Consider the following 15,147-nt stretch of genomic DNA (forward strand, 5'->3'; position numbering starts at 1 on the left):
AGCACACGCCCGCTCGACGGCGGCGATGCGGCGCGGCAAGCATCCGAAAGTACATTCTTCCCCCGCGGGATACGCCATCATATCGAGCTTCGTTCTGTCAAGGGCACATGAGCGCAAGCGACGAGTCTTGGAGCGGAGACTCACACGTCGACGCAATACAGAACACACCGGCCAATGCCGGTTCTCATGCATCGCGATGTTTGTCCGTGGATCGCGGCTGTCAGGCCGAGATGTGAGCGCATGCGCGAGGACGGAGGGACACTGAGCGCGGCGAGGGAGAGGAGCGCTGTATCGGGCAGGCGAGGTGAGCACCAAAACCGGATGCGATCCGCCGGACGGCCCTGCCCGCCCGGCTCACCGACCCGGCGCGCCGCAGATGCGGTGGACCAGCCACGGAGGTAGTTCCACACCTCGCCCAGCAGCGGCAGCACGCCCATCCTCACGTCGCGCGCCGCCCGGGCAGCCAGGCCCGGTCCAGTACCGGCATGCGCCTTGCTCTTAAATACGGGGAAGTTGCTGAAGCAGCGGGATCTGCGGGCAGACCTCAAGCGGGGCACCCGGGCGGGTACCAAAAAATCCGCGGCAGTATTCCCGTCGTGGTTTGCGGAAGCCGTCGACACCCAAGGACCTGCCACGTGGCTCGTCCAGTGCCCCCTCCCCGCCGGCATGGGAAGAGTGTCGGCTGGGCATCACCGCCTACGCGCGGCCAGCTACGGCAGCCTACCCGGTCGACGTGGGCGAAGGAAGCTGCCGCCGAAGGTGGCTTCGTTCAACGACCGGCAGTCGACATAATATACAAGAGTACGATCCACTGATCCGCCTACAAAAACCGACAGATCCAACGACTTCACTCGGCTGTGGTATCTTGTCTACATTACGCTGAGCTCATCCGTTCTTCCCAGGCACGAAGCGGAGCGACGCGAGGCGCAGCAGCTCACCAGAGCCGCCCTTTGCCTTCAGGTAGACCTCGTGGGAGCCGGCGGCGCTCACCTTGCATGTCACGGTCGTCCAGGTCTCCCAGCCGCCGGTGGCGGGGACATCGCAGGTCGCGACGCGGCGGCCGCCCGCCAGCGGGTCGAGCCATACCTCGACGGCGCCGCCCTTCGCGCTGGAGGCCTGCAGCTCGATCTCGGCCGACGCCACGCCGCCGCTGCCCAGATCGACGCTGCCGTACATGGCCCAGTCGCCGTCCTCCAGGCCGCCCAGCACCGGCCCTGCCGACTGGCTCGACACAACCTCGGTGCCGGACTCCTGGTCCGGCTCCGCGGCCACGATCGCGGTGAAGCCGTCGCGGTAGGTGAACAGGTCGAAGTCAGCGCTCGCGCTCCTGGCAAAGACGCCGGCCTGGCTGCCGACCCAGCCTGTGTTGACCGTGTCGTAGTCCTCGAGCGCGCTTATATCGATCCGCTCGCCCACCTGGGTCCAGGTCAGACGGTCCGTGCTGAACCAGCCGGTGGCCTCGTGGTCCTTGCCGTGCACCAGCTTCAGCCAGAGGGTGCGCTCGGCCGGCGCCGGGGCATCGAAGCCGATCTCTGTCGCGTCCACCGATTCATAGGCGCTCTCGTCGGCGTTCAGGACAGGGACGACCGACCGGAACGAGAAGCGGATCCGGTCGTCGCCGTCCGCCCGGACGCGCGCCACCGACACCTCCTGGCTGATGGCTTTGGCCCAGGTCCCAAACGCCGTGAGATCCTGCTCCGGGACGGCGTTGCCCAGGCGAACGCCAGCCGCGTCGCCCTCCGCCTCGGGGGCGAAGTCCATCCTCACGATCATCGCCTTCTGGTGCAACGCGTCCTTCTGGACCACCCACCGCGTCTCGTCCGCTGCCGGCTTGAGCCGGAGCCACCCGGCGCGATCGGTGACCGAGTAGCGATCGGACGGCATGTTGCCGTAAAAAGTCCAGGCCGGCGCGAGCTCGTCCCCGGTGAACTCGTCGTTGACGGGCAGCAGGAACGAGATGTCGCTGGGCGGCAGCGCCGGAGCCGGCGCCGGCTCGCCAAGACGGCCGTTCACGACCGGGACCCCGGCGCCGCTCTCGTCGTCGATCCACGTCACCTGGCTGAGCAATCCCTGCCGTCCCAGGCCACGCCAGTTGTTGTCGCACTCGTACGAGTGGGAGAAGACCCACCACGTCCCGTCGGCGATCTGGAACGGCGCGGTGCTGTGCTGCGCGCCGCTGAACGGGGCCTCGCCCGTGAGGACGCTGCCCAGCGGCGTCCAGTCGTCGGGATTGCTGCTCAGCGTGGCCGAGCGCCACCCGTACTGCTCGCCGCCGCACCCCGTGTGGGTCGAATCGAAGTAATAGTAGAAGCCGTTGCGCTTCGTCATCGTGGGCCCCTCGGCCCAGTTTTCTTCGACCGCGTTGTCAGGGTCGGCCGCGGGATCACCGCACCCCCCGTTCTCCACGTCCCAGTTGACGAAGCTTAGATCGATGGACTCGCCGCTGAGCTGCCCTGTCTCGAGATCGATCTTCTGGAGGAGGTTGACGCCGAAGTTGTTCTCCTCGCCGCCCGTCGCTCCGTTCCATTTGCACTGCCCGGCCTTCACGACCAGGTATGTGGTCCCGTCGTCATCGACGAACACCGAGTCGTCGTAGCCGGTCCCGCGGTCGAACGACACGAGCTCCGGGTCCTCTCCAGGCGGCGTGTAGGGGCCCACAGGCTCCACGTGGACGGGCTCTCCCCAGGGCCCTGCCAGGCTCTCGGCCTCCGCGAAGTACTGGTTGAAGTTGACGGCGAAGTAGACCCGGTAGCCGGCGTCGGTCTTGACGATGAAGCCGCCCCACGTCCCGCCCCCCGCCGAGGTAGAGGTCTCCAGGCCGGACCACGCCGGATCGACGACGCGCGACACGCGCTCCCAGCGGATGAGGTCCCGCGAGTGCAGGATCTCGACGTTGGGTGAGATGTTGAAGCTGGAGCCGGTGATGTAGAAATCGTCCCCCTCGATATAGATGTTCATGTCCGGGTGATCGCCGGGCAGGATCGGGTTGAGGTAGGTGGACTGGGGCTCGTTCGACCAGGTCGCTGTCTCGAAGGCGGCGGTCACGGTCTTGTTCCCGTCCACCGTGATCTCCACGACGTCGTCCGCCTCGCTCGCCGCTCCGCTCCATCCCGCGAAGTCGGCGCTCGGCGCGGGTCTGGCGGTCACGGTCACCACGGTGCCGGCCCTGTGCAGGTAGGTTCCAGGCGGCGGATCGGTCGTCCCGTCCCCCTTCGCCTCGATGGTCAGGGGATACGCCACGGGCTCTACCCGCTCGTCCTCTACGCAGGAGATGGGCAGAGACCCGATCAGGATCGTCGCCGTGATGAAAGCGCTGTATTTTCTCATGGTCATGTCCTGAGTCGTTCTGGTCGCCAATCCCGGCTACAAGGATCTCTGGCGGGTGCGCATGACGACCCGTGCAGTCTTCAGATCGAAAGGACGAGCGCGGGCGCACTGTGAACGCTCACACGACGGGTGTCAATTTCCCTCGCGACGGGCGCGAGGTCGTCCGGCTGGCCGGTGCGGCGGAGCGGCCTCTGCTCGATAAGTAGTTATCGAAGTCGCTGCCACCTGGCCAGTGCTCCACTCCCTCCACGCCCGACGGTCTCCACGAGCCGGATTGGCCCCGACCAGCGGCACGAGCGCTTGCTTGGCGGCGTCACCCGGTCCACGCAGCGCGCTGGCGACGGCGACGAGGGCCAGCAACAGGGGGAAGCCCAGCAGGCCAGCGTGGTACAGCAGCGGGATCGAGGCGACGACCAGCGTCGAGGCGAGATCGCAGCCGATCGCGACCCGGCGCGCGCCCACCCGGTCGATGACGGGACCGCCGAGCGCCTTGAACAGGACCAGGGGCAGCGTCTCCGCGAGCGCCACGAGGCCGGTCCGGGTCGCGCTGCCGGTCGTCTCGAGCACGAAGAGCGGCAACGCGATCAGCGAGATGCGGGTGCCGGTGAGCGAGAGGGCCTCGGCGATGAGCCAGCCGTAGAGCGGCCTCCGGGTCGACGTGCGCGGGGTCGGGACGGCGCTCATCGTCGCGGCTCATCCGTCACCGTGCCCGGCCGCGGCTAGCGCTCCGCCGCCTGATCGCCCGCTACCGGATGCCCTCTCCTCGCCGGGTGACGACGAGATCGTCGCCGTCGCTGATCCTGCCGTTTTCGGCGCGCGGACCGCCTGCCTTGCCATCCTTGCCGACGCTGAACAGGCTGTAACCACCGCCGTCCGGGCTCTTTCTGTATACGAGAGGTCCTGTCCCACAAGGGTCTTGCGCGAGGGCCGGGAGCGCCTCGGGGTAGCCGCCGTCCGTATACGCCCGCTCCGCCTCGACGGCCGCGCGCGCGAGGAGATGCGACGCTCGCAGGGCGCAATCCCGCCGCGCCAGGTCCTGGAGAAACTCAGGGTCACGGAACGTGCCGAACGGGGTGGCCTCGGCGGCGAGGGAGTCGATCGCGAGCTCCCGGAATCGTCCTATCTGAGACGGATCGCGCTGCGCATCGAGCGCGATCTGCTCCGCGCGCCGCAGCCGTGCGTCGAGCTGGGGGATGCCCTCGCCGAACACGGCGTCCGCCGGGAGCACCAGGGTGAGCGCGAGAACGCTGGTGGACGTCACGCGAAAAGGGATCTCCTCGGCGGAAGTGCCCCCCTCGCTCAGGCCCACGGCCGTCTTCCGGAGGTCCAAGCGCTCCTTCCGGATAGCGTCGGAGAGCAGAGGCAGGTGGCGCCCTCGCTCCGCGAGCGCCTGGTCCAGCTCGGCGAGCTCCGCGGGGGCGAGCCGCGGCGCGCCGGCGACCAGCGCGGCGATGCCGCGGTACGCGGGCGTGGCGGCGAACGCGCTGATCACGACAGCGGTGTGCGACCCAGCGGACATGTCCGCGCTGACCCTGGCCACGGTGAGATAGCGATCAAGGGCGCCGCGAGCGTCTCCCCTGGCCGCGAGCGCGTGCCCCTCGATCAAGGCCAGTCGGCTCGCCCTCAGCGCCGGCCACACCAGCGCGAGATCGCCCACCGGCTCGTCTTTCGCCAGCTCGACGTGAGAGCACCGCGCCGCCTGCCGGAAGGCGTCCAGCGCCGGGCGCTGCCGCTCGAGAACGGCGAGGAGCTCGGGGGAGAGCGGCGCGCTGGGCCCAGCCTCGATCGCTTGCTCCAACATCTGGGAAAGGGGGCTCAGCGGGATCATCGGTATTCTCGCATAGCTCGCCCCGCAGTCCTCGCCCCCGGCGCCTGCGCGGGCGGCCCGCGCGCGCTCGCGGATCTGCGCGCGCTCTGCGTCCCACTCGGCCTCGGTGGCATCCACGTAATCGCGGAGCCGGGATTGCCCCCAGGCCGATGCGCCGGCCCGGAAGAGCACGAAAAGCGCGGCCGTAGCCGCGAGCCCAACGCCCAGATGCTTCAGCCTCCTCCGGAGTCGCGCCTTGCTGTCTGTCATCGGCTATGAAAAGCCCGGGCGTGACTGGCTATTCCGTGCCATTCTGTCAACCCCAGCGGTCGTCAACACGTTGACGCCGCGGCTGCCGTTCGTCGGCATCGTCACCGAGCTGTTCCAGCGAGCGCCGAGCGCACGCCCGTGCCACGAGGTCTTCGGCGCGCCGCGCGGCCGGATCTTCGGCAAGAGGCGAGAGGACCGATCAGGTTGATTTTGCGATAATTCTGGTCGCTTCGATGGAAGGTTCGACGGTCTCGTCGGGCCATGATCTCGTCCGCGTCCGGAGGTGCACGGATGGAACGATGGTCGCCGCCGGTGGAGCTGTCGCGGCAAGAGCAGGCGCTGATGAAGCGGCTGACGCGCGTGAGAGCACTGTTCGGCTTTCTCAGGCAGCACCGGCACGAGCTGTTCGATGAGACGTTCCAGGAGCAGCTGGAGGGCATGTACCGGACGACGGGGGCAGGCGAGGCGCCGCATCCACCGGCGCTGATGTGCATGGTCACGCTGCTCCAAGGCTACGTCGGCGCATCGGATGCCGAGGCGGTGGAGTTGTGCGTCGTCGACCTGCGCTGGCAGACGGTGCTCGGCTGCCTGGGTGCGGCGACGCCGCCGTTCCCGCAGGGCGCGCTTCAGGCGTTCCGGGAGCGGATGGTCGCGCACGAGATGGACCGGATGCTGCTGGAGCGGACCGTGGCGCTTGTTCGGTCCGGCGCTATGACGGAGGGCGAGAGGCGTGCGGTGTCCAAGGCGCTGCGCGTGGCCATCGATAGCCGCCCTTTAGCGGGGGCCGGGCGGGTTGAGGACACGATCAACCTGCTCGGCCACGCTGCACGCAGCATCGTCCGCGTCGTGTCGAAGATCACGGAGCGTCCGCCCGAGGAGATCTGCCGCAAGGCGGGCATCCCGCTGCTTCTGGCTCCCAGCATCAAGGCCGGGCTCGACCTGGACTGGAGCGACCCGAAACAGAAGGCGGCAGCGATTCAGATCCTGGATTAGACGACTTTCAACATGTTCGGCGTTCTAGCTCGTGGCACGCGCGCCCACCTGGCACGTGGCACGTGGCACGTGCCACGTGCCATTCGTCCGGTGCCGCCGGCTCGCTCTCGGGCAGGGACCGCCGCGCCGTGAGCCCCGCCCTTCGAGCAGTGCACGCCGCGGACGCCGCCTGCCGCGCCGCTCGGGGGTGGCCCGGGGGCGCGCCCGGCGATCGTTCCGGGCACACCGATTGCCATGAGCCCTTTCGCACGAGCCTGCGCCGAGGGCGACCTCCTGCCTCCGCCACGACAAGGGTCGGAGAGGGCTCCTGCCGCTCTTCTCTCCTAACCTTAACACATCATCATCGAGGAACCATGTTGCACCGTACGTCCAGAAAACCTGCTGCCGTGAGCTCGCGCGCGAGCCGGGGCCGGAGGCTCGGCTTCTCGCTCGCGCTGGGCGCCTCGGCGCTCGCCGTGCTCGGGTGCGCCGGCGAGATGCCGGGCGCTCCCGGCGCCGACGTCGGCGACGAGCTCGCCGCGGTCCCGCAAGCCCTCCGCGACGACGACACGCCGCTCCACGCCGCATTCGACGAGTCGATCGTGAGCGCCGGCCGCGGCCATGCCTGCGCGCTGAGGCCGAACAGCACGATCGATTGCTGGGGCCTCAACGACGAGCACCAGGCCGATGATCCCGCGGGCAACTACCTCCAGGTCAGCGCGGGCGACGCCCATAGCTGCGCGGTCGGCACGAACGGCAGGGTCCACTGCTGGGGCCGCAACACCGATGGTCAGGCCATTGCCCCCGTGGATCCCTCGGTGGACCCCTGGGATCCCCCGAGTCCCGACTACACCTTCGTCCAGGTCAGCGCTGGCCGGGATCACACCTGCGCGCTGCGGACGAGCGGCACGATCGACTGCTGGGGGCGCAACAACCACGGCCAGAGCTTGGATCAGCTGTCGCAGTATACACAGCTCAGCGCAGGCGATTCCCACAACTGCGCGGTGCGGCGGAGCGGCACGATCAGGTGCTGGGGCAACAACACCTATGGTCAGGGCGCGGACCAGACGGGCGCGTACACCCAGGTCAGCGCGGGCTCGTTTCATAGCTGCGCGCTGAGGACCGACGGGACGGTCCACTGCTGGGGGCGCAGCAATGAAGGTCAGCTCGACGCCCCCCCGGACACCTTCGTCCAGGTCAGCGTGGGCGTCTATCACAGCTGCGGGCTGAAGCCGGACGGCACCGTCGACTGCTGGGGAGACAACGCGCATGGCGGGGCGATCGATCCTCCGGGCTTCTTCTCCCAGATCAGCACGCAACGCGGGCTCACCTGCGGACTGAGGCTGGACGGCACGGTCGACTGCTGGGGCACCGACGAGGCGGATCCGGCGCTCGGGAGCGCCTTCGGGCACGTCACGGTCGCGGCGGGCGCCTTGCACACATGCGCGCTCCGGGTGAACGGCACGATGATCTGCTGGGGGGACAACGCGTACGGCCAGTCCACGGCGCAGGCCGGCGCCTACCGGCAGCTGAGCGCGGGCACCCGTCACTCCTGCGGGGTGACGGCGACCGGCGCGGTCAACTGCTGGGGAGACGACAGCCATGGACAGGACGCGGATCCGCCGGGCAGCTACACCCACGTCGCCTCGGGCCACGACCACAACTGCGGGATCAGGACGAACGGCACCGTCCACTGCTGGGGGAACGACGAATACGACAAGGCGACGGATCCGTCGGGGACCTTCACCCAGGTCGCCGCGGGCGATTTCCACACGTGCGGGGTGAGGACGAGCGGCAGCGTCCACTGCTGGGGTCTCAACGCCCAGGGACAGAGCACGGCCCCCCCGTACGTTTACACCCAGGTCAGCGTGGGCGATCACCACAGCTGCGGGGTGCGGACGAACGGCGCGGTCCACTGCTGGGGGAGCAACACCTACGGCGAGGCCACGGATCCGGCCGGCACCTTCACCCAGGTCACCCTGGGCCACGACTTCAGCTGCGGCCTGCGGACGGCCGGCTACGTGGACTGCTGGGGGAGGGACACCGAGGATCAGGCCTCACCGCCCGACGCCTACTTCATCCAGATCAACGCGATGAGAGATCACACCTGCGGCGTGACGGCGACCGGCCGTGTGGGCTGCTGGGGATATCCCGGGTCAGGGCGGACCGCGCCGCCGACGATGGCGTTCTCGCACGTCGCCGTGGGCGACGATCACAGCTGCGGCATCAGGGCGGACGGCACGGAGGAGTGCTGGGGAAACACGACTTCTTCCTGGGGCGTGGCGCCCACTGGCACCTTCACCCAGGTGAGCGCGGGCTTCCAGCACACCTGCTGGCTGAAGGCGAACGGCACAGCGGACTGCAAGGGGGACAACATGTACGGTCAGATCACCGCGCCCGCTGGCCCCTTCGTTCAGATCGAGGCGGGCTCCTACCACAACTGCGGGGTGACGACGCTCGGCGATGTGGACTGCTGGGGCCAGAATCTCAACGGCAGGGCCGAGGATCAGGACGGCGACTTCCTCAGCGTCAGCGCGGGCGAAAGTCACAGCTGTGCGGTGAGAACGAACGGCACCGTGCACTGCTGGGGGTACAACGACTTCGGCCAGACCGACACGCCTCCTGGTCTTTACCAGCAGGTCAGCGCGGGCTTGAATCACAACTGCGGGGTGAAGACCGACGGCACCGTCTACTGCTGGGGATACAACAACTTCGGCCAGGCCACCGCTCCGGAGGGGACGTACACCCAGGTCGGCGCGGGCTCTTCCCACAGCTGCGGGTTGAAGACGGACGGCACGATCCACTGCTGGGGGTACGATGACAGCGACAAGGCGACGGACCCCGCGGGGACCTTCGTGGAGCTCCGCGTGGGCAGGAGCCATAACTGCGGGGTGAAGGCCGACGGCACCGTCTACTGCTGGGGGCACAGCGTCGACGGCCAGCTCTGGCTCCCCTTGCCGAACTGACGGCGCTCGGCTCGATCGCGCCCGGCGGCGTGAGCCTGTGGATCTTCGCTTTCGCAGCGCGGCGGGCCTGCGGGTCGACGGCAAGCGCGCCGGCAACGGCGTCGCTCTCGCTGCGGGTCCACGTTACACTCGTCGGCGACGTGGCGCCCACGACATTCACGACGACCCTGGACGACGCGCTCGGAGCGGCTTCGGGACCCTTGTGTGCCACGAAGCCGACACCGGGGCTGGTGCTGGTCTTCTCCGTGGACAGCCCTCGCTGCGATGTCCTCCCGCTCAAGGACGGCGAGCTCGCTCTCGGGCGCGGCGAGGTCGGCGGCGTCCCCCTGGACGACCTGCGGATGTCGCGCAAACACGCGCGCGTGCGCTGGACCCAGGGCCAGTGGGAGGTCGAAGATCTCGATAGCCGAAACGGAACGTCGCTCGACGGCGTTCCGTTGACCGGCGCGCGCGCGGGCGGTGAGCTGCGCATCGTGCGCACGGGCTCATCGGTGTTCGTGCTCCGGGCCGACGTGGCGCCGTTCCGGGCGGGGATCTCCACGGCCGGGGGCACGATCCTCGGGGCGACCCTCGCCCGTGCGTGGTACGCGATCGATCGCGCGGCGCACCTGGGAGCGACGCTCCACATCACCGGCGAGAGCGGGACCGGCAAGGAGCACGCGGCGCGGGCCTTCCACGCCCTCGGCGCGCGGCGCGGGGGGCCGTTCGTCGCCGTGAACTGCGCCGCCATCCCCAACGGGCTCGCCGAGCGGCTGCTCTTCGGCGCGCGCAAGGGGGCCTATTCGGGCGCCGTGGCCGACTCCGACGGGTACGTGCAAGCCGCCCACGCCGGGGTCCTCTTCCTCGACGAGGTGGCCGAGCTCGAGCTCGGGGTGCAGGCGAAGCTCCTCCGCGCGCTCGAGGCGAAGGAGGTGATCCCGCTCGGGGCCGCGCGGCCCGTGCAGGTGGACTTCGCGCTCGTGTCGGCGAGCCACAAGGATCTGCGCGCGCAGGTGGCCGCAGGGAAGGTCCGCGAGGATTTCTACTTCCGCATCGCGCAGCCGGCGGTCCGCATTCCGCGGCTCCACGAGCGGCCCGAGGAGGTGCCGTGGCTCGTGGACGTGGCGCTGCGGAGCGCCGTCGCTGCTGTCGAGCGCGGCCAGGAGAGCGCGCCGCTGGTGGCCCACGCGTCGCTCATCGAGGCGTGCCTCGTGCGGGCGTGGCCCGGCAACGTGCGGGAGATGATGGCGGAGATCCGCGCAGCGGCGCATGCGGCGCAGCTCGAGATGAGCCCCGTGGTCCAGGCGCGGCACCTGTCGCCCTCGGCGGGGCAAGCCTTCGTCGCGCCACAGGCGAGCGCGCCGGAGCAATCCGCGTGGAGGTGCCAGCCATCGTCGCTGCCCCCGCCCGGCGAGCGGCAGACGCGGCGGGCAGCGTCGCTGCCCGCCGACGAGGTCATCGAGGCGGTGCTGCGCCGCGAAGGGGGGAACGTGGCGCGCACGGCCCGCGAGCTCGGCGTGCACCGGACGCAGCTCCGCCGCTGGCTCGGGCGGCGCACGGCGACCGACGAGGCCGCCGGCGGCGACGACGCGGAGGGGTGACCCCTGAGAGAGCCGCCCTGGCCGGCGTCGCGCGGGTGCCTCGGAGGTGACGCGGCGGCGTGGGCGTGTCGCCGCAACGATCGCTGTGCGGCGCTATGCACCCGGCCCTGGCAAGCGCGGGCGCGGCTGGCGAGCGCGACCCCCTGCCTTCAGGGCGACCGAGCTGCCATGTCTGCAAGGCCCGATCTCACGAATGAAAGGCATCGGACGTTTGCCTCAGGGGAAACCCGGGGAAAGCCTGAAGGATGACCCTGGCCCGCATCCTGCTAAGTACGTAGACCAGAGCGCCCGTGACGGCTTCCCCCCCGCCGTCGAATGGGCGCTCTTTTTTTTGTGCCTTGTTGGGGGGCGCAGGCGGCTCCGCCCCATGCGGGTCGGACCCGCGCGCTCGGCTCCCGGGCGTCCGTCGCTCAGGGCGCGCCGAGGAACTCCCGGATCGTTGCGAGCGCCTCGTCGCGCGCGTCGTCGAGCACCGCGTGCCCGGCGCGGGGGAAGCTCCGCGCCTGGACGAGCTCCCGGGGCAAGGCGGCGACGAGATCGCGCGCATCCGCGGTCGTCGCGAACGGGTCGAGATCGCCGGACAGCACGAGGGTGGGGCACCGGACGCGCGCGAGGTCCGCGCGCAGGTCGTAGGTCTGCATCTCACCCGCCACGAAATAGCCGCCCACGTCGAGGTGGAGGACCGCGCGGCGGAGCGCGTCTTCCTCCGGCGGCGACTGGCGGTAGAGCGGGAGGCAGACACGGATGTAGTCGTGGAAATTGGGCATCGGCTCCGCGAAGAACCGGCGCGCGATGTCGGCCGCCTGCGCGCCCCCGAGCCGCTCGAAGACGGGCAGCATGCGATCGAGGCGGAGCTTCGCGGTCGTGCTCGTCAGGATCAGCTTCCCGGGGTGATCGGGGTATCGCGCCGCGTACGCCTGCGCCACCATGCCTCCGAACGAGTTTCCGAGCACGACGGGCCGCTCGATCTCGAGCGCGTCGCAGAACGCCCGCACGTCGTCCGCCCACGTCTCGAGGTTCCACCGCTCGGGCCCGCTGCGATCGCTGCGCCCGCAGCCGCGGTGATCCAGATAGACGACCTGCGCCACCTCGGCGAGCGCCGAGCCGAACGGCACGAACTCGGTATGATCGCCTCCCGGCCCGCCGTGCAGCAGGATCACGGTAGGTCGCTCCCGCATCGCGGGCCCCTCGGGGACGAGCTTCGCCCCTTCCACATCGAAGAACAGCCGGACATCGCCTGTCTGCACTCTCATCGTGATCGAGTGAAATCACGGACCGTGGCGCGGCGCCAGGCCTCGCGCCGTCGGCACCCGCGGCCTCGGAAGCGGCCTCCCTGAGCGCTCACGACCGCGACGAGGGCGCGGCGCGCTCGTCCGCCACGCCCAGCGCGCGGGACGCCCCTTCCCGGATCCCGCGGAGCACCGCCTCGACGTCCCGCTCCGCGCCGAGGGCGAGCCCCCGGTCCGCGAGCGCGCGCGCGGCGGCCGGGTCGCTCCCGGCGAGCGCCTGCTCCGCCGCGTGCAGGTAGAACTCCACCGCGAGCCGCGGCTCGCCGCCCCGCTCGAAGTGCTCGGCCAGCACCTTGGCGTCGTGCTCTCCCGCCTGCAGCAGCCACTCGGCGGCGAGCCGGTGCCCGAGCGCGCGATCGTGGTCCGGCAGCATCGCGTAGCAGCCGTCGCGGATGAGCGCGTGCCGGAACGCATACTCCTCCTCGTCCGAGAAGCGGCTCTGCTCGCGGCGCTCGAGCAGCTCGCGCTGGAGCATCCAGGGCAGCCAGTCCACCGCGAGCGTCGACCCGCCGGCGTCGCCGAGCAGCGCGAGCGCCCCGGTCTTCCAGAACGCCTCGCCGAAGATGCTCGCCGCCCGGAGCAGCCGCCGCGCCTCCGCGGGGATGGCCTCGAGCCGCGCCTCGACCATGCCCAGGATCGTCTCCGGCAGCCGGTCCGCGCGCCCCTCCGCGACCGCCCGGATGAGCTCCTCCAGGTAGAACGCGTTGCCGCTCGCGCGCTCGACGAGGCGCGCGACCTCGGAGGGCGGAAACCCGTCGCCGAGCATCTGCCGCACGAGCTCCTCGGCCGCGCGGCGCGGCAGCGCGCCGAGCGTGATCTCGTGCACCTCGCTGCCCTCCCAGAGGACGGGGAAGACCTTCCGCACCTCGACCCGCGCCAGGTAGAGCACCGCGAAGGGCCGGTCGCGGAGCTCCCGGAGGACCCGCGCGATCAGCTTGAGCGATGCCGCGTCGCCCCACTGGATGTCCTCGAGCACGAGCAGGTAGGGCCCCGCCGCGCACGCCGCCTCCATGAAGTCGAGGTAGGCGAGCGGGATCTGGTCGGCCATCAGGGCCGGGCTCTGCCGCGCCTCGAGGAACCTCGGATCGGCCTCGCCCGGGAACGGCGTGCCGACGATCTCGCCGAGGAACGCGGCGATCCTCGTCCTCTCGCCCGGCGTCAGCGCGTGGGCGCGGGCGACCAGCGAGAGGAGCCGCTCCCGCTGCGCCGGGGCGGGCTCGCCGCCGGTGATGCCGGCCGCGCCCCGGAGCGCGGAGCCGAGGAGCGAGAACGGCGATCCCGCGCTCAGCGAGTCGCCGCGGCCGACCGCGACGGTGAGCTCGGGGTGCCGCTCCCGCAGGATCTCGATGAGCTCGTACCGCAGGCGGGATTTGCCGATCCCGGGCGGCCCGGTGATCAGGATGGCGCGGGGCTCGGGCCCGCCGAAGCTGTCTTCGAGGAGCTCGCGCAGGTTCCGGAGCTCCCTGTCGCGGCCGACGTAGGGGCTCGGCTTGCCGAGGAGCGTCCGCGCCGACCGGCCCACCTCGCGCTCCTGCAGCAGGAAGAACGAGCCGGGCCGCGCCGGCTCGATCTCGAACCGCGCGTCGAGCAGCGCCCGCGTCACGTCGTCGATCCACACGGGCGCGGGCCTCCGCTCCGGGCGCGCGTCGCGCTCCGCGAGGGCGAGGAGCGCGGCCGCGCGGTCCATGACCGGGCCGACCGGGAGGCTGCCGGTGTGCTCGGCGCGGCCGGTCGTGAGCACGACGGAGGCCTCCGGCACGAGCTCGACGAGCTTCAGGGCGCACCGCGCCGCGCGCGCGGCCTGCAGGGCGGCGTCGCCAACGCCGGCGATCGAGAGCACGATCGTCCCGTCGGCGAGCGCGTCCACGCGCGCCCCGAACGGCTGCGCGCTCGTGTAGAGCTTCCTCGTGAGGTCGCTCGGCGCCGCGGCGACGAGCGTGCTGGCCGCGCTGTCGCAGGGCGAGAAGCGCGGCTCCCGCGCGGCCACCAGCGAGAGCAGCCGGAGCTCGCACGCCGTGATCGCCTCGTACAGGACGGGGGGCGCGGCCAGGCCGCTCGTCGGATCGCGCTCGAGGGCGTCGAGCGCCTCGACGACGGCCGAGCCGTCGCGCGGCCGCTGATCCGGGTCCTTCGCGAGCATGCGGGCGACGAACTCGTCGAGCTCCTGCGGCACCTCGGGCCGGAGGTTCCGCACGCGCGGCGGGTCTTCCATGAGGAGCTTCGCGAGGAGGGCCATCACGTGCTGGCCCTGGAACGCGGGCCTGCCCGTGAGGCACTCGAAGAGCACGGCGCCGAGCGAGAAGATGTCGGCCCGCGCGTCGAGGCGGTCGCGCTCGCCGGTGGCCTGCTCCGGGGCCATGTAGCCGGGGGTCCCCATCACCGAGCCGGTCTGCGTGAGCGCGCCGATGGTGCGCTTCATCCGGGCGATGCCGAAGTCGAGCACCTTGAGGCCGGCGGCCTCGCCGCCGACGAGCAGCAGGTTGCTCGGCTTGACGTCGCGGTGGACGATGCCCCGCGCGTGCGCGGCCCCGAGCGCCTCGGCGGCCGCGCGGAGCAGGGCGAGGCTCTCCTCGAGATCGAGCTTCTGCCGGGCGAGGCGCTGCGCGAGGCTCTCCCCTTCGAGCCATTCCATGGCGAGGTAGGGCACCCCGTCGGGGGTGATGCCGTGGGCCACGTGCCGGACGATCCGCGGGTGATCGAGCTCGGCGAGGATCCGCGCCTCGTGCTCGAAGCGGTGCGCGGCGCTCCGGTCGGGCTGGCCGAGGAGCTTGAGCGCGACCTGCGCCCCCGTGGCCCGGTCGACGGCGCGGTAGACCGTCCCCATCCCACCGGAGGCCGCGACGCGCTCGAGCTGGAAGCGGCTGTCGATGACCTCTCCCGGGCGCATAAGGCGGAGGATGCACCGGCGTCGAGCCGTCTTCAACGGTCCGGCGGGC

At 70.8% G+C, this 15,147-nt stretch carries 9 protein-coding genes; 4 read left to right on the top strand and 5 right to left on the bottom strand.

Annotated features, from left to right (window positions below):
* Positions 1-885 precede the first annotated feature (885 nt).
* The 3 genes from WMF39_RS35680 to WMF39_RS35690 all read right to left on the bottom strand — a co-directional run bounded on the left by WMF39_RS35680 (position 886) and on the right by WMF39_RS35690 (position 5,326).
* Complete coding sequence (locus WMF39_RS35680; protein WP_437740936.1) at positions 886-3,333, bottom strand: family 43 glycosylhydrolase; 2,448 nt, start codon at positions 3,331-3,333, stop codon at positions 886-888.
* Between the two features lie 126 nt (positions 3,334-3,459).
* Positions 3,460-4,011 carry an MFS transporter gene (locus WMF39_RS35685; protein WP_437740937.1) on the bottom strand — a complete coding sequence of 184 codons (552 nt, stop codon included), beginning with the start codon at positions 4,009-4,011 and terminating at the stop codon, positions 3,460-3,462.
* A 61-nt stretch (positions 4,012-4,072) separates the two neighbouring features.
* Positions 4,073-5,326, bottom strand: coding sequence for a hypothetical protein (locus tag WMF39_RS35690; RefSeq protein WP_437740938.1), 1,254 nt, complete (start codon positions 5,324-5,326; stop codon positions 4,073-4,075).
* Positions 5,327-5,390: 64 nt separating this feature from the next.
* Here WMF39_RS35690 and WMF39_RS35695 point away from each other — a divergent pair, with 64 nt between their 5' ends.
* The 4 genes from WMF39_RS35695 (at position 5,391) to WMF39_RS35710 (ending at position 10,922) form a co-directional block, all read left to right on the top strand.
* The gene (locus WMF39_RS35695; RefSeq protein WP_437740939.1) at positions 5,391-5,612 is read left to right on the top strand and encodes a hypothetical protein; all 222 of its coding nucleotides are present in this window, start codon (positions 5,391-5,393) and stop codon (positions 5,610-5,612) included.
* A gap of 83 nt (positions 5,613-5,695) precedes the next feature.
* Entirely contained in the window at positions 5,696-6,397 is a 702-nt protein-coding gene (locus WMF39_RS35700) for a transposase (RefSeq protein WP_437740940.1), read from the top strand.
* 386 nt (positions 6,398-6,783) lie between these two features.
* Entirely contained in the window at positions 6,784-9,342 is a 2,559-nt protein-coding gene (locus WMF39_RS35705) for an RCC1 domain-containing protein (RefSeq protein WP_437740941.1), read from the top strand.
* Positions 9,343-9,587: 245 nt separating this feature from the next.
* A complete protein-coding gene (locus WMF39_RS35710) occupies positions 9,588-10,922 on the top strand; it encodes a sigma 54-interacting transcriptional regulator (protein ID WP_437740942.1) in 1,335 nt (444 codons plus the stop codon).
* 410 nt (positions 10,923-11,332) lie between these two features.
* Here WMF39_RS35710 and WMF39_RS35715 read toward each other — a convergent pair whose 3' ends face one another.
* On the bottom strand, positions 11,333-12,175 hold the full coding sequence (locus WMF39_RS35715; protein ID WP_437740943.1) for an alpha/beta fold hydrolase: 843 nt from the start codon (positions 12,173-12,175) through the stop codon (positions 11,333-11,335).
* Positions 12,176-12,263: 88 nt separating this feature from the next.
* Positions 12,264-15,098 carry a serine/threonine-protein kinase gene (locus tag WMF39_RS35720; RefSeq protein WP_437740944.1) on the bottom strand — a complete coding sequence of 945 codons (2,835 nt, stop codon included), beginning with the start codon at positions 15,096-15,098 and terminating at the stop codon, positions 12,264-12,266.
* Between the last annotated feature and the right edge of the window lie 49 nt (positions 15,099-15,147).

Origin of the sequence: Sorangium sp. So ce1504 (assembly GCF_051521635.1) — a bacterium.
In the GTDB taxonomy this organism is placed as follows: Bacteria; Myxococcota_A; Polyangia; order Polyangiales; family Polyangiaceae; genus Sorangium; species Sorangium cellulosum_B.